The sequence below is a fragment of the Streptomyces sp. F001 genome (genome assembly GCF_004187715.1).
GTDB lineage: Bacteria > Actinomycetota > Actinomycetes > Streptomycetales > Streptomycetaceae > Streptomyces > Streptomyces flavusporus.
Map to the genome: position 1 here is coordinate 89,583 of NZ_QZWF01000006.1, position 15,917 is coordinate 105,499.

Consider the following 15,917-nt stretch of genomic DNA (forward strand, 5'->3'; position numbering starts at 1 on the left):
TCACGCTATGCCACAGAACGCCACCGTGAGTGCATGACCGCAACACAATCCCCCCTCACGGTGCACCAGTTCACGATGCGTTTCAGCTCGACCCCCCGTGGCGCCCGCCTGGCCCGGCGCCTGTGCGGGCACCGGCTCGACACCTGGGGCATCCCGTACGGCAGCGACGCGCACGACGTCGTCACGCTCGTCGCGGCCGAGCTGTGCGCCAACGCCGTACGGCACGGACACGTCGCCGGCCGGGACTTCCACGTCCTCCTCACCGCCGACCCGGCCACCCGCACCGTACGGATCGAAGTCAGCGACACCCGCGGTGAACGCATCCCCCACCTCCCCACCGCCACAACACAGGAGGGCGACAGCGGACGCGGACTGCTCCTCGTCGAGGCGCTGGCCGACCGCTGGGGCTGTTCACCCCGCGCCACGGGCGGGCCCGGCAAGACCGTCTGGGCGGAGTGCACCATCCCCGGCCTGTCCTGATCACGTAGCTCGCACGCGCTCCGGCTGGACTCACCAAACCCCACCCACGACACTGATCCCAACCACATCGAAGACCTTTCGGACACTCGACGGGGCGGGGGCCAGGTGCCGGAACCACGGCGGATCGCGGGACGCTACGAGCTGCTGGAGCAGTTCAGCCACGGCGGCATGGGGGACGTGTGGCGCGGTTACGACGCCGTACTGGACCGGCCGGTCGCCGTGAAGCTCATCCGCCCGCAGGCCGTCACGTCACCGCACCTGGCGCAAGAACTTGAGAAGCGGTTCAAACGCGAGGCGCGGATCACCGCGCGGATCCAGCACCCGGGCGTGCCGCAGGTGTACGACGCCGATCTGGACGAGTCGTACGAGCAGTTGTTCCTGGTGATGGAGCTGGTCGACGGCGTGCCGCTGACCGCGTACGTGCACCCGGACCACCCCCTGCCCCTCAGCTGGGCGGTGGCCGTGGCCGCGCAGGTCGCGACGGTGCTGTCGTACGCGCACGACGTGCCCGTCGTCCACCGTGACCTGAAGCCGAGCAACGTCCTCGTCGCCCGCGACGGCACGGTGAAGGTGCTGGACTTCGGCATCGCGGCGATCCTGCGGACGGACGTCACCAAGCTGACCGTGACGGGCAGTCCGATCGGGACGCACCAGTACATGGCGCCGGAACAGGTGCGCGGCGGACGGGTCACGCCGCGCACCGACCTGTACGCGCTGGGCTGCGTGCTGCACGAACTGCTCTGCGGACGGCCGCTGTTCGGCGGGGACAGCGAGTGGCAGCTGATGATGCAGCACGTCAACGCGGCACCGACGCCGCTGCGGCAGCTGCGTGCCGACGTACCGGCGGCGCTGGAGGAACTCGTCCTGCACCTGCTCCGCAAGGCGCCCGAGGCGCGTCCGGCGGACGTGCAGGAGGTGTACGAGCGGTTGCGGCCGTTCCTGCCGGTGACCGGCGAGGAGTCCGTACCGGAGGAGGCGGGGCCCGCCGGGGTGCCGGACCCGACCGGGATCTTCCGCCGCCCGTACGCGCCCCGCTCGCGCGCCGGTTCCGCGAGCGCGCGGCCCGCGGCGTCCCCCGCCGGGCCGGACGCACCACCTGCCGTCCCCGCGGCCGAGCGGGAGGCACTGCGGGAGCAGATCCTCGACGTGCACGCGCACTACCGCGCCCTGATGGAGGAGGAGCGGTACGCGCAGGCCGCCGAGGTGGTGGGCGAGATGATCGAGCCGGCCGCGCGTGCTCTCGGCTCGGAGAGCAAGGCGGTCCTCGGGCTGCGGATGCGCCGGGCGGTCAGCCGTCAGCTGGCGGGTGACCACCGGGCCGCGCTGCCGGAGTTCGAGGCGCTCGCCGACGCCTACGCGCGCGTGAGCGGCCCGAGTAGCGAGGAGGCGCTGGACAGCCGGGCGCAGGCGGCCCGCTGCCGCGGGGAACTGGGGCAGGTGACCGAGGCGCTGGCGGGGCTGCACGGCGTCCTCGATGTCGTCCGCTCCGTCGACGGCGACGTGAGCGAGAACGCCGTGGAACTGCGCCGCGACATCGGCATGCTGCTGCTCGCGCAGGGGCGGGCGGCGGACGCCTTCGACGTCCTGGACCCGCTGCACGCGGATCTGTGTCTGGTGTTCGGCCCTGACGACGAACTTACCGCCGAGGTGGCCGAGACCCTGGCCGTGATCCGGCTGGATCTCGACGGTGACGTCCCCCATTCCTCGCCCTGACCTGCTTGTTCGTCCGCACCGACGCCCGACCGGACACTAGGATCCACGCATGCCGCAGCTCGCCTTCGACATCGGCTTCTTCGCCGAACTCCCCAAGCTCCAGCCGCCGGTCAGGAAGGGCGTTCTCGACACCTGGGAGAAGTTCAACCGGCTCACTCTCGATCAGCTCTTCAAGGACCCGGGGCTGAAACTGGAGAGCCTGACGAACGCGAAGGACAAGCAGATCCGGACCATCCGCATCGACCAGTTCTGGCGCGGTGTGGTTCTCGCCCCGCCCTCCGGGGACACCTTCGTCCTGTTGCGGGTCATGCAGCACGACAAGGCCATCGCGTGGGCGAAGAAGCAGAAGTCCAGCATCAACGAGGTGACCCGGGCCGTCGAGATCCGGGACGCGGCGACCCTGGACGAGATCACGCCGGCGTACGAGCGGGTGGCTCAGGCCTCGCCGAAGGAGCGGTTGTTCGCGAAGTTCTCCGACGGAGACCTGACCGCGCTCGGCATCGACGCCGAGACGCTGCGACAGGCCCGGTCGCTCGTCGACAAGGAGCAGTTGGAGGTCTTCGCGCCGCTGCTGCCGCAGGATCAGCGCGAGGTACTGCAGTACCTCGCGGAGGGCTGCACGGTCGAGGAGGTGTGGCAGGACATCGTCGCCCCCGCCCTGCAGGCGGCGGCGCAGCCGGTGGACACGCAGGACTACGACACGGCGATCCAGCACAGCCGGGCGCGCATCGCGCTGGTCACGGCCTCGGAGGAGTTGCGGGACATCCTTGAGAAGCCGTTCGCGGCCTGGCGGGTCTTCCTGCATCCGTCTCAGCGGAAGGTGGCCTACCGCGCGTCCTACTCGGGTCCTGCCCAGATCACGGGCGGGCCAGGCACCGGCAAGACCGTCGTCGCGCTGCACCGGGTCAAGCACCTGCTCGGATACCTGCGCGACGGCGACCGCATCCTCCTCACGACGTACACCAACGCCCTCGTCAACGCGCTCCGTTCGGGACTGGAGTCCCTGGTGGAGGACCCGGAGCTGCGCGAGCGGGTGGACATCTCGACGGTGGACGGCTTCGCGAACCGGGTCGTCACCGAGGCGCCGGGCGCGGTGGCCCTGCGGCCGCTGATGAACAACGAGGAAGAGAGCCGCTGGGCAAAGGCCGCCAAGGCGACGGGCTTCACCGGCAGCGCGCAGTTCCTGGCGCAGGAGTACCGGCACGTCATCCTCGCCCAGGACATCAGGACCCTGGCCGAGTACGAGGCGGCGGACCGGCGTGGCCGCGGGAACCGGCTGCCCCAGGCCGAGCGGCCCCTGGTGTGGGAAACGGTGGAGCGGTTCACGGCCGGCCTGGCCGAGGACGGGGCCCGCACCTGGCTGCAGACGTGCGCGGAGGCTGCGCGGCTGCTGGAGGAAAAGGGGCCGCAGTACCGGCATGTCGTGGTGGACGAGGCACAGGACCTGCACCCGGCGCAGTGGCGTCTGCTGCGCGCGGCCGTTCCCGCCCGCCCCGACGACCTGTTCATCGCGGGCGACCCGCATCAGCGCATCTACGACTCGAAGGTGTCCCTGAAGTCGCTCGGCATCAAAGTGACCGGGCGGTCGGTGAAGCTCCGCAAGAACTACCGCAGCACCCAGGAGATCCTGCGCTGGTCCACGGCGCTGCTCGTCGGCCGCCCCATCGCCCAGCTGGAGGACGAGAACCGCAACGACACCCTGCTCGGATACCGCTCCGCCCTCCACGGCGACGGCCCCGCCGTGCACGCCGCGGCGACCGAGGAGGCCGAACTGGACGCGCTCGTCACCCAGGTACGGGCGTGGATGGACGCAGGCGTCGGCGCCGGGGAGATCGGGGTCAGCACTCGGTTCAACAAGACGTGCGCGAAGACGGTGGCGCGTCTGAAGGCCGTCGGCGTCCCCGCCACACCGCTGCGTGCCGCGGACGCCGAGGGCGAAGCGACGACCGTGCGGGTCGGGACCATGCACTCGTTCAAGGGGCTCGAGTTTCGTTGCGTCGCTGTCATCGGCGTCACCGAGGAGGCACTGCCGTTCCCCAAAGCGGTGACGCCGCCCGACGTGGACCCCAAACAGCACGAGACGGACATGATGGCCGAACGCTGCCTGCTGTTCGTGGCCTGCACCAGGGCGCGCGACAGCCTCTACGTCTCCTGGTCCGGCAAGCGCAGCCCGTTCCTGGTGGAGGCGGGCGTGTAACGCCGGTGGGCCGTGCCCCCGACTGCACCACCACCTACGCCTCCGGAAGCAGCCCGGGTGATCAAGTACGCCGCCGAGGCGGACGGCGACGAGCAGTAGCGCCCCCCAGAGCCGGATCACGAGCCGACTCCTGGGAGCGGATGACACGATCGTGGGGGGGATGCCTGGCGCACCCTGGAGGGAGAGGAGGCGTGATGCGGACCAGCGACGAGATCTATCACCGGGTCCTCTGGGATCCGCGGTTCGACCCGGCCCGTTTCGTGCTGGGGATCAGCCGGCGCGGGGACGCCCCCGAGCGCATCCCGCTGCCCTCCTTCGTGCCCGGGGGCGACATCCCGTGGCACCGGGTGGTGTTCATCGAGGCGGACGGTGAGGTGGTCTGGGACCGGGCCACGGGTGTGGACTGCATCGGCACGTCGGACGCCGGCCGGGTGCGGGGTGATGCGCCCACCTCCGAGGGCTGGGACGTATCGCACCATTACGGTGTGGAAACCGACCCGAGCTCCGGCGGGAGCGAGCCCACTGACGTCCTCGACGTATCCCCGACGCCCCGCACTGCGGTGGCCTGGATCCCGCCTGCGGAGCTGTGGCCGCCGATCCAGGACATCCGTCGGGATCACGATCCGCAGATCCACCGCTGGCCGCCGCACGTCAATCTGCTCTTCGGCTTCGTGCCGGAGTCCGACTTCGAGCGGGCGGCCCCGCTGCTGGCCGCGGCGGCGGCCGAGACGCCGGTCTTCACGGCCAGGCTGGACGGGGTGCGCACCTTCCGGCACCGGGCGTACTTCACCGTGTGGCTCGACCCGGCGGCGACCGGCGAGACCCCGTGGGCGGGTCTGTACCGCGCTCTGCAGCAGCGGTTCCCACGCTGTCGTGGGCGCGCCAAGGGCTTCACACCGCATCTGTCCCTGGGCCGGACCCGGGATGCGCAGCGGGTCGCCGCCGACTGTGCCGCCCGGCTCGACGCCATGACGGCGACGGTCTGGGAGCTCGTCCTGCTCTCGCGCAGGGGCGACGGGCCGATGCGGCCGCGGGCAACGGTCGCTCTCGGCACGGGCGAGGTCCGCTGGCTGCCCGACCCAGGCCCCGGTGCGCCGGGCGCGGAGGACACGGCCTGGCTCTCCGAGATCATCGACAGGTGAGGCAAAGGGCCGCCTGAGTGGCGGCCCCGCCCGCTTACGGGAGGGGCCGCCGTCGGCGCTAACGGGCCGACACCGTCACCGGTGCCGGCGCGTACCCCGTCGGCCGGGCCGTGAACGTGCCCCGCCCCTGGGTGCGGCTGCGCAACCGCGTCGCGTACCCGAAGAGTTCGGCCAGCGGCACGGTCGCGGTGACGACCGCCGAGCCCGACCGGGTGGCCGAGCCGGAGACCCGGCCGCGCCGGGCGGCGAGGTCACCGAGGACGCTGCCCACGGCGTCCTCGGGCACCGTGACCGTGACCTCGACGACCGGTTCCAGCAGGGCCATCGTGCTCGCCCGCAGGGCGCCCTGCAGCGCGAACCGACCTGCCGTACGGAACGCCGTCTCGGACGAGTCCTTCACATGGGTCGCCCCGTCGGTGAGGGTGACGCGCAGCCCGGTCACCGGGTGTCCGTCGAGCGGCCCCTCGGCCAGGGCGTCCCGGCAGCCGGCCTCGACCGCCCGGACGTACTCCTGCGGCACCCGGCCGCCGACGACCGTCGAACGGAACTCGAAGCCGGTCTCCAGGGGTTCGACGTCCAGGACGACCTGCGCGAACTGGCCCGCTCCGCCGTCCTGTTTGACATGCCGGTGCACGTGCCCGGACGTACCGCGCACGACTGTCTCCCGGTAGGTCACCTTCGGCCGTCCGACCTGCACGTCCAGCCCGTGGGCACGCCGGAGCTTCTCCACGGCGACCTCCAGGTGCAGTTCGCCCATGCCCGAGAGGACCGTCTGCCCGGTCTCGGGGTCGGTCCGCACGACCAGCGACGGATCCTCCTCGGCCAGCCGCGCCAGCGCCGTGGCCAGCCGGTCGGTGTCGGTGGAGCGTGCGGCCTCGACCGCCACGGTGACGACCGGGTCGGCGACACTCGGCGGTTCCAGGACGAGCGGCGCGCCAGGGGCGCACAGGGTCGAGCCGGCGCGGGCGGACTTCAGCCCGACCACGGCGACGATGTCCCCGGCGACCGCCCGCTCCACCTGGGCGTGCCGGTCGGCCTGCACACGCAGGATCCGGCCGATCCGCTCACTGCGCCGCGCGCCCGCGTCCCACACGGTCTCTCCCTTCTCGATCGTCCCCGAGTACAGCCGCAGGTAGGTCAGCCGTCCCGTCGCTGTGGCGCTCACCTTGAACGCCAGTGCCGCGAGCGGTGCGTCCGGGTCGGCAGCCCGCTCCTGTTCCACCCCGTCGAGCGTGCCGCGCACCGGCGGTACGTCCAGCGGGGACGGCAAGTACGCCACGACCGCGTCGAGCAGCGGCTCGATGCCGCGGTTGCGGTACGCCGAACCGCACAGCACGACCACGCCGTCGCCGGTCCGGGTCAGGTCGCGCAGGGCGGAGGCAAGAGTCGCTGCCGTGAGCGTCTCCTGGTCGCAGAACTCCTCCAGCGCGGCGGGGTGCAGCTCGGCAACAGCTTCCTCCAGCAGCCGACGCCGCCGCACCGCCTCGTCCCGCAGCTCCTGCGGAACCGGCTCCTCCACGACCGCCTCGGCGCCGTCGGTCCACACCAGCGCCCGCATCCGTACCAGGTCCACCACGCCGGTGAAGCCGTCTTCCGCGCCGATGGGCACCTGCACGACCAGCGGCGCCGCATGGAGCCGCTCGCGGATCGAGGCGACGGCCGTGTCGAGGTCGGCCCCGGCGCGGTCCAGCTTGTTGACGAAGGCGATCCTCGGCACGCCGTGCCGGTCCGCCTGCCGCCACACGGACTCGCTCTGCGGCTCGACCCCGGCGACGGCGTCGAACACCGCGACCGCCCCGTCGAGCACCCGCAGCGATCGCTCCACCTCGTCGGCGAAGTCGACGTGCCCGGGCGTGTCGATCAGGTTGATCCGGTGCCCGTCCCAGTCGCAGCTGACGGCGGCGGCGAAGATGGTGATGCCGCGGTCGCGCTCCTGCGGGTCGAAGTCGGTGACGGTCGTGCCGTCGTGGACCTCGCCGCGCCGGTGGGTGGTGCCGGTGGCGTAGAGGATCCGTTCCGTGACGGTGGTCTTGCCGGCGTCGACGTGGGCGAGGATGCCGAGGTTGCGGACGGTGGTCGGTCGACGATTCAGTGCGGTACGCACGGCCCATGGCCTTTCGGGATGGTTCGGTGAAAGGGCAGCGCGATTCCCGGACGAACGGGCAGGCAGGCGCCAGGCGTTGGTGTTGCGCGTGGCTCAGTCGTTCGTCACGGGTGTCCGGTACCGGCCGCGCAGCGGGCACCGGGCGGCCGGAGACACGAGGATCACCTCGTAGCGGGAGCGGGGAACGACGACGGCGATGCGGTCACGCACGGCCCGGCTCCCCTCACTCGACTCGCTGTTCGGAACGTGGCGAGTGTAGGGAACCGGGTGGGCTCGGGGCACCGGATTTTTTCGAGGTCTACCTCCGGAACCTTTTCGAGGTCTACGCCGGGACCGCATCCGGTGTGTAGAAGCGCGCCCGGACCCGCCGCAGCCACGCCTCCGCGGCCGATTCGTCGGGCTGTTCGGGCAGTACGCTGCGGGACTCGTCGAAGGCCGCCTCGAATCGGCGCAGCAGCGGCAGCGCGGCCGCGGGGTCGGCGGCGACCTGCTCACCGAAACGGTGGTAGCTCTCGGGGTCCTCGACCCGGATGGTCAACTGCCCAGTGGTGTAGAGCTCGTAGCCCTGTCGGCACAGTCGCTTGAGGTGGCGGGCGTGCTTCGCGGTGCGCTTGCGGGTGTCCGCGGAGAACGAACCGTCGCCGCGGCTCTGGAGCTTCCTGAACTGCTGTGTGGCGTAACCGAGATAGGCATCGCGGACCCGCCGGGCGCTCAGGAAGGACGCCCGGATGCCGATGAGCTCGTCGCCGAGCTCCGTCCGCACCTCGTACAACTCCTCCGGCAGCCAGACGAGTTCCATGACGGTCGGATTGCCGCCGAGCGCGAGCCGGCACCACTTGGCTGCCTCGTGCAGGGTGCGGTCGGGGGCCGTGGTGACGTGGGACTCCTTCGGGCCGTGCAGGCCGTGCAGGGTCTCGGTGGGGGCGGCGAACAGGCCGAGCCGGTCCACGTCGGAGCCCTTGTGGGCCAGTCCGTAGGCGGTCGAGCCGACGACGCCGGACAGCAGGATGTTCGTCACGGTCACAGGTCCCCCCGGTGTTCATCGCGCGCCCTGGTGGTACTGGCGGCGGCGGACCGTCATGATGCCGCGCTGCCCCGGCGATCGGCCTGCCATTTTCGGGCGACCGCCCGGTCACCCTCGGGTTCGTCGAGCGTTCACAGCTGCATCATGCCGAGGTCTTCAGCCGCGCCCGGCGTCGAACTAGCGTCCTGGGATCGCCCCAACCCCAACGAGTGAGGTTTCGATGTCCGCAAGACATTTCCTCGCCGGCCTGGCTCTCGTGCCGGTGCTCGCCCTCCCCACGGCCGCTCATGCAACGACGACGGATGGCGCCGGCGTACTGCCTCAGAAGTCGCACTTCGACCTGCAGGCCCACCGCGGCGGCCTCGGCATGACGACCGAGAGCACCCTGGAAGGGTTCGGCAAGGCGCTGCGGCTGGGTGTCACCACCCTGGAACTGGACACCCAGGTCACCAAGGACCGGAAGGTCGTCGTCACCCACGACCGGCAGGTCAGCGCCCAGAAGTGCCGGGACACGGCACCGGTCGTGCCGGGCGACCCGATGTACCCGTACGTCGGCAAGTACATCAAGGACCTGACGCTGGCGCAGATCCGCACCATGGACTGCGGCTACCAGCAGCTGCCCGGCTACCCCGAGCAGGAGCAGATCAAGGGCGCCCGCATGGTCGAGCTCCGGGACGTCCTGGACCTCGTCAAGAGCTACCAGGCCAGGCAGGTCACCCTCAACATCGAGACGAAGGTCGAAGCGGGAGCGCCCGAGCAGACCGCGCCGCGGGAGCTGTTCGTGCGCCGCGTGTTCGAGGAGATCCGCGCCTCGGGCCTCGAGCGCCAGGTCACCATCCAGTCCTTCGACTGGGGTGCGCTGAAGGAGATGCACAGGCTCGCGCCGCGGTGGCCGCTGGTGGCGCTGACCAACTACGACTTCCTCCAGGTCGGCAAGCCCGGCGCCTCCCCCTGGCTCGGCGGGATCGACGCCGACGACTACGACGGCGACTTCGTCAGGGCGGCCGCGGCCGTCCCCGGCGTCAAGGCGCTCTCCCCCAACTACGGCTTCCCGCAGAACGGCAAGATCGGCGACCCCGGCTTCCGCTTCTACCCCGACCGCACGATGATCACCGAGGCCCACGCGCGGGGCCTGAAGGTCGTCCCGTGGACCTGCGACGACCCGGCCACGGTGGAGGCGCTCATGGACATGGGGGTCGACGGCATCATCACGAACCATCCGGACCGTGTCCGGCAGATCATGGCCGACCGCGGGATACGGCTGCCGAAGGCGTACTTCCCGCGCCACTGAAAGGCACGGCGAGGGCACGCGGACACGACACACGACTCGTGCGGGCCGAGCGAAGGCTCCGCCCGCACGAGTCGTCCTGGGCGGGCGGGCCGGAGCTCGCCCGGTGGCCGGTCCCGATCGGCGCGGCAGTGCGCCTCGCCTCGGGCAGCACGGCGTAGGTGTGCCGACGTCCCGTGCCGCGCCGCGGGGGATGCGACGCTTGCCGCGGGCCGGAGTCGGGCGACAGAGTCCCCCAGGTCAGCCGTGCGAGGTCGTCTCCCTGACCCAGGGCAGCGCGAACCGCTCCAACAGCACCAGAGCGAAGTAGAGCAGGATGCTCATCAACCCGATCAGGATGATCGCGGCCCAGGCGGTGGCGGTGTCGCCGACCCCGCCGGCCTGCACGATCAGATAGCCCAGCCCGGTCTCACCGGCCTGGAACTCGCCGATGACCGCGCCGATCGCGGCGAGCGGCATGGCCACCTTCAGCCCGACGAAGATCTGCGGCAGCGCGGCGGGCAGCCGTACCTTCCGGAACGCCTGCCAGCGCGAGGCGTCCAGCGAGCGCGCCAACTCGGCCAGGTCCGCCGGGGTCGACGTGAGGCCGGTCGCGGTGGACAGCACGATGGGGAAGAAGCAGAGCAGGAAGACCATGGTCAGGACCGGCTTCTGCCCCCAGCCGAGCGCCCCCACCAACAGCGGCCCGAGCGCGATCTTCGGAACCGCGTTGACGGCGACCAGCAGCGGCGTGAACATTCGCTCCAGTACCCGCGAGCCCGCCAGTGACAGTCCGATCAGAACTCCGCAGGCGCTGGAGAGAACGAACCCGACAACCGTCTCCACCGTGGTGTCGCCGGTGTGTTCCAGGAACTGGGCCGGGGCCGCGGTGAACGCCGAGAGCACGGCACCGGGCGGAGGGAGCACTGCCGGGTGGATCACCGCCAGCACCGACGTGAGAAGCCACCACACGCCGAGGGCGACCAGCAGCCCGGCCAAGGGCAGCAGCACTACGCCGATGCCCGTCCTGCGCTGTGGTCCGACTCGCGGCATGGGCACCGGCTCCGGGGCCTGCTGCGGCTTCGGGAGTCCGGTCATCCCATCCTTCTCCCAGCGCGGCGTGATCAGGCTTTCGGTACCAGGTCGAAGTCGATGATCTGATCAGGGGTCATTCCTTGCGACAGCGCGCCCGCGTCCTGCAGGATCGCGATGCTCTTCGCGACCCGCCCGGAGTCCAGCGTCCCGATCGCCGTGCCGGAACCGCCTGGCGTGACGTATGCGGCCATCAACTCCAACTCGGCGGCCGCGGCGGCCGGATTCGTGGCGTCCACGTTCCGCTTCAGGATCTCGGCGGCCTCCTTGGAGTTGGCGAGGCTGTACTCCAAGCCCTTGAGCAGGGCGGTGGTGAACCGCTTCACCATCTCCGGCTCCTGCTCGGCGATCTTCTTCGACGTGATCAGCACGTTCCCGTAGAGATCGGGCATCACGTCGCTGTACGGCAGCAGGACCGCCTTCTTCTTGGTCACCGCCTCGATGGTCGGCTTGCCCACCACGAACTGGCCGATGCCGTCCACCGAGCCGCCGGCGAGCGTGCCCATCAGGGTCTGTGCCTCGCCGTTGACCCAGGTCACCTTGCCGGCGTCCACTCCGGCCAGCCGGGCGTACGTCGGGAAGAGGTTGCGCACGACGGAGCCGGGCGTGTCGGCGAGCCGTTTGCCCTCGATGTCCTTCGGTGTGGCGATGCCGCTGCCCTAGGTGGTGGCGATGGCGGCCATGGTGCGCTGCTGGATGGCGGCCACCGCGACGAAGTCCTTCGCCTGGCCGCTGCCCATGTGCAGCAGACCTCCCGTCAGGTCGATCGGGCCGAACTGCGCCTGGCCACTCGCGACGGCCGGAATCACGCCGCCGGTACCCTGGCCCGGCTTGATCTCCACGTCGAAGCCGGCCTCTTCGAAGAAACCCTTGTCCTTCGCGACCCAGGCGTACGCGTCCCGGCCGAAGTTGCCGAACGACGTCAGGTAGGTCACCTTCTCCAGTGCCTTGTCGTCCGCACCGGCACCTGCGTCGGAATCCGAGCCGCCACACCCCGACACCAGCGCCAGCGCTGTGGCCAGCGCCACCGCGGCGACCGTACGGGCGAACCTGTTCATGCGCACAGTGTTGTCCTTTCCGACCGCCGGCCGCGCCGGCGGAGGGGCGTCGAGACAGAACGGCGTGACGGAACCGCCGAGGGCATGACACTCGGTGCGGGCAACAGCGTACGAGAGCCGGGTAGTTGTGAGCCAGGTGTGGGGAATCACCGACAGGACGACAGGTACCGCTGAGCGGCCTGCTCCGGGTAACCTGACCGGGCGTTACGAACCGGCCGGCATGGCGATCGCCAGTGGATGGGGAGACCGCCGGATGATCAGACTCACCGGTGTGTCCCGGAGCTTCACCAGCCGGTCCGGTTCGACGGTGGCGCTCCAGGACATCGGCCTTCACATTGCCGAGGGTGAGTTCGTGGCGGTGGTGGGCCGGTCCGGGTGCGGCAAGTCCACACTGCTCCGGCTGATCGCCGGGCTGCTGCCGGTCACCGAGGGCGAGATCACCATCGACGGCGAGCGAGTCACCGGAGCCCGGCGGGATGTCGCCATGCTGTTCCAGCGGCCGGCCCTGCTGCCCTGGCGGTCCGTCCTCGACAACGTCATGCTGCCCGTGGAGGTCTTCGGCTGGAACAAGGCCGAGCACCGCGACCGGGCGTACCGGCTGCTGGAGACGGCCGGACTGAGCGGCTTCGAGAAGCACCGGCCGCACGAGCTCTCCGGCGGTATGCAGCAACGCGTCGCACTGTGCCGGTCGCTGATGGGTGAACCCCGGGTGCTGCTCATGGACGAGCCGTTCTCCGCACTCGACGCGCTGACCCGCGCGGACCTCGCAGTGGAGCTGCAGCGCATCCACATCGAGAACTCGGCCACAGTCGTCTTTGTCACCCACTCGACGGACGAGGCCGTGCTGCTCGCCGACCGGGTGGTGGTGCTCAGCCCGCGCCCGGGCCGGATCCACAAGATCGTCGACATCGCCATTCCCCGGCCGCGGAAGCTGGGCCGAACTGCGCACCTCGGCGAAGTGGCCCGGTACAGCGCCGATCTGCACGAGCTGCTGATGGAACGGGACGTGTTCACGTCGGCCGAAACGGAGGGACGATGACCCTGCGGATCTGCGTCTTCACCGAGCCGCACCGCGGCGCCGACTACGAGGATCAGCTGCGCTTCGCCCGACTCGTCGAAGCCGGCGGGTTCGAGGGCTTCTTCCGGGCCGATCACTACCAGGCCATGGGCGCCGGTCCCGGGCTGCCCGGCCCCACCGACGCGTGGCTCACGCTGGGCGCGCTCGCCCGGGAGACCTCCCGGATCCGGCTGGGCACCCTGGTCACCCCGGCCACCTTCCGGCTGCCGGGCCCACTGGCCGTGACGGTGGCGCAGGTCGACCGGATGAGCGGGGGGCGGGTCGAGCTGGGCCTCGGCGCCGGATGGTACGAACGGGAACACACCTCCTACGGCATCCCGTTCCCGGCCGCCCCGGAGCGCTTCGACCGGCTGGAGGAACAGCTGGCGGTGATCACCGGCCTGTGGCGGACACCGGTCGGCGAGAGCTTCAGCTACCGCGGCGACCACTACCAACTGGTCGACGCGCCCGCCCTGCCGAAGCCCGTGCAGGTGCCGGCGCCGCCGATCATCGTCGGGGGCCGCGGCCCCAAGCGCACCCCGGAGCTGGCCGCTCGGTATGCCGACGAGTTCAACATGCCCTTCAAGTCGGTGGCAGAGACTGCCCGGGCGTACCAACGGGTTGTCGAGGCATGCGACCGGACCGGCCGGGCCGTCGCCGGTCAGGCACCGCTGGTGCTCTCGGCCGGTGTCGTGGTCGCCATCGGCCGTACCGGCGCGGAGGCGCAACGGCGGGCCGCCCCGCTGCACGTCAAGAGCGCGCTGCCGCCGGAGGATCCGGTGGTCGGATCCCCGGCCCAGCTGGTGGAGCGACTCGGCGAGTTCTCCACGATCGGCGCAAGCCGTATCCATCTGAGACTGATCGACTTCACCGACCTCGACCACCTGGAACTCATCGCCGGTGAGGTACTCCCGCAGCTGTAGCACGTGAAAACCGAGGCGCCTTGTTCCAGAAGGTGACTGCCCGACCGCCGGCACCGTGATTCCAGCACGGCCATGCCAGTTTCACGCCGCCCGGTTCGACTGGATTCGTCCTTCGCCGAAGCGCCGCCCACTGCTAGCGTCGCGGCCAGCCGGGAGACGGGGGCAGGAGATGGCGGCAGCCGAGGTGATCGATCTGGTGGCGATGGGCGAGGACTTCGTCCGCGATCCGTATCCGGTTTACGCGGCGCTGCGCGAGCGCGGACCCGTGCACAAGGTGCGGATTCCGGAGGGTGCGGAGGCCTGGCTTGTCGTCGGGTACGAGGCCGGGCGGTCCGCGCTCGTGGATCCGCGATTATCCAAACAGTGGAAGAACGCCTCGCCCTCCTTTCCGATCTCCAGTCCATCCGCGGGACCGCACATGCTCAACTCAGACCCGCCGGACCATGAGCGGCTGCGCAAACTGGTCGTGCGCGAGTTCACTCCGCGCCGGATCGAGCAGCTCGCGCCGCGCGTGCAGCAGATCACCGACGAGTTGCTCGACGCGATGGTGGCGCTTCCAGAAGGGCGGGCCGATCTGGTCGAGGCACTCTCGTTCCCGCTGCCGATCTCGGTGATCTGCGAGCTGCTCGGCGTGCCGATGCTGGACCGGGCCGCGTTCCGCGCCTGGACCGGAACGATCCTCACCGACCCCGACCCCAGGGCGCGGCTGGCAGCCACGCGTGAGGTGGCCACGTATCTCGCCGAGTTGCTGGAGCGCAAGCGCCGGGCCCCGGGCCAGGACCTGATGAGCGCCCTGATCCGCACCACCGACGAGGACGGCGACCGGCTGTCCGCGGACGAACTGCGCGGTACCGCCTGGCTGCTGCTGGTCGCCGGGCATGAGACCACGGTCAATCTGATCTCCAACGGCGTGCTGGCCCTGCTGACCCATCCCGATCAAATCGCCGCACTGCGCGAGGACATGACACTCATGAACAACGCGGTGGAGGAGATGCTGCGCTACGACGGGCCGGTGGAGACGCCGACGTTCAGGTTCACCACCGAGCCGGTCGAGATCGGCAGTACGGTCATACCCGGCGGCGGTGAGCTGGTCCTCGTGGCCCTGGCGGACGCAAACCACGACCCGGCACGCTTCCCCGACCCCGGCCGCTTCGACATCCGGCGACCCGCGGGCGGTCATGTGGCCTTCGGCCACGGCATCCACTACTGCCTCGGCGCGCCGCTCGCACGCATGGAGGCTCGAATCGCGATCCGTGCCCTGCTGGAGCGCTGCCCCGACCTCGCCCTCGACGCCCATCCGGCCGCCCTGTCGTGGCGCCACGGCATGCTCATCCGCGGCCCGGTTCAGTTGCCGGTCCGATGGACGTCCCAGCCTTCCCGGACACCACCTGCCGAGTAGCCGGAGGGGATCTCGTACCCCGGCCCTCACAGAACCGTGTTCGATTCGAACGCTCCAGCAGGCACATACCCTGACAGCGGCCGTCACACGGTTGCGGCGCCTTCAACGCCGACCCTGTGCCGGGCCCTGGATCAGTGGATCGCCCGGAGTTGCGGCTGCCCTGCGCGCCCGTCGACCCTGCCCTGCGGGCGGTGAGCAGCGGCTGGTGGCTGAGGTCGCCCGACGTCCGGCGACGGCATCAGTGGCCCGTTCCGGGCAGCTGTATGCCGCTGCCGGACTTCCGCGCGGTAGCGGCGGCTACCAGGGGCGGACGAGGACAGTGCGCGGACGCCGGAGCCCGCGGCTTCACCTGGGTTCCGTCTGCGGCCGCGGCTGGGGTCGGCCCCGGCCGCTTCTGCTGATACGGGCAATCAGCCCGGCATAGCGTAAGCCCGCGGGCGGGGGCGGTCACACTCAGGGGC

General features: G+C 70.8%; 10 protein-coding genes and 2 pseudogenes. 8 read left to right on the forward strand and 4 right to left on the reverse strand.

The genetic code is table 11. From position 1 onward, the window contains the following. Nucleotides 1–33 precede the first annotated feature (33 nt). The 4 genes and pseudogenes from StrepF001_RS23300 to StrepF001_RS23315 all read left to right on the forward strand — a co-directional run. Complete coding sequence (locus StrepF001_RS23300) at nucleotides 34–480, forward strand: ATP-binding protein (protein ID WP_165396341.1); 447 nt, start codon at nucleotides 34–36, stop codon at nucleotides 478–480. 105 nt (nucleotides 481–585) lie between these two features. Further along, nucleotides 586–2,193, forward strand: coding sequence for a serine/threonine-protein kinase (locus tag StrepF001_RS23305; RefSeq protein ID WP_129800179.1), 1,608 nt, complete (start codon nucleotides 586–588; stop codon nucleotides 2,191–2,193). Nucleotides 2,194–2,242: 49 nt separating this feature from the next. After that, on the forward strand, nucleotides 2,243–4,390 hold the full coding sequence (locus StrepF001_RS23310) for a UvrD-helicase domain-containing protein (RefSeq protein ID WP_129800180.1): 2,148 nt from the start codon (nucleotides 2,243–2,245) through the stop codon (nucleotides 4,388–4,390). A gap of 194 nt (nucleotides 4,391–4,584) precedes the next feature. Then, a pseudogene (locus StrepF001_RS23315) lies at nucleotides 4,585–5,460 on the forward strand (RNA repair domain-containing protein); the annotation flags it as partial. Between the two features lie 130 nt (nucleotides 5,461–5,590). On the opposite strand, the gene fusA reads toward StrepF001_RS23315, so the two are convergent. After that, complete coding sequence (fusA, locus tag StrepF001_RS23320; protein ID WP_165396342.1) at nucleotides 5,591–7,636, reverse strand: elongation factor G; 2,046 nt, start codon at nucleotides 7,634–7,636, stop codon at nucleotides 5,591–5,593. Between the two features lie 322 nt (nucleotides 7,637–7,958). Continuing rightward, nucleotides 7,959–8,660: a nucleotidyltransferase domain-containing protein gene (locus StrepF001_RS23325; protein WP_129800182.1), complete on the reverse strand. Its 702-nt coding sequence runs from the start codon at nucleotides 8,658–8,660 to the stop codon at nucleotides 7,959–7,961. A 220-nt stretch (nucleotides 8,661–8,880) separates the two neighbouring features. On the opposite strand from StrepF001_RS23325, the gene StrepF001_RS23330 reads away from it, so the two are divergent. Continuing rightward, nucleotides 8,881–9,951, forward strand: coding sequence for a glycerophosphodiester phosphodiesterase family protein (locus StrepF001_RS23330; protein WP_129800183.1), 1,071 nt, complete (start codon nucleotides 8,881–8,883; stop codon nucleotides 9,949–9,951). A gap of 237 nt (nucleotides 9,952–10,188) precedes the next feature. Here StrepF001_RS23330 and StrepF001_RS23335 read toward each other — a convergent pair whose 3' ends face one another. Both StrepF001_RS23335 and StrepF001_RS48195 read right to left on the reverse strand, forming a co-directional pair. After that, entirely contained in the window at nucleotides 10,189–11,025 is an 837-nt protein-coding gene (locus StrepF001_RS23335) for an ABC transporter permease (protein ID WP_129800184.1), read from the reverse strand. Between the two features lie 26 nt (nucleotides 11,026–11,051). Next, nucleotides 11,052–12,077: pseudogene (locus StrepF001_RS48195) on the reverse strand (ABC transporter substrate-binding protein). Between the two features lie 253 nt (nucleotides 12,078–12,330). Between StrepF001_RS48195 and StrepF001_RS23345 the strand changes: the two are divergent. The 3 genes from StrepF001_RS23345 (at nucleotide 12,331) to StrepF001_RS23355 (ending at nucleotide 15,456) form a co-directional block, all read left to right on the forward strand. Further along, on the forward strand, nucleotides 12,331–13,116 hold the full coding sequence (locus tag StrepF001_RS23345; protein WP_129800185.1) for an ABC transporter ATP-binding protein: 786 nt from the start codon (nucleotides 12,331–12,333) through the stop codon (nucleotides 13,114–13,116). Further along, nucleotides 13,113–14,057, forward strand: coding sequence for an LLM class F420-dependent oxidoreductase (locus StrepF001_RS23350; RefSeq protein WP_206306925.1), 945 nt, complete (start codon nucleotides 13,113–13,115; stop codon nucleotides 14,055–14,057). Before StrepF001_RS23345 ends, StrepF001_RS23350 begins: the two co-directional genes overlap by 4 nt. A 169-nt stretch (nucleotides 14,058–14,226) precedes the next feature. After that, the gene (locus StrepF001_RS23355) at nucleotides 14,227–15,456 is read left to right on the forward strand and encodes a cytochrome P450 (protein WP_129800186.1); all 1,230 of its coding nucleotides are present in this window, start codon (nucleotides 14,227–14,229) and stop codon (nucleotides 15,454–15,456) included. Nucleotides 15,457–15,917: the final 461 nt, after the last annotated feature.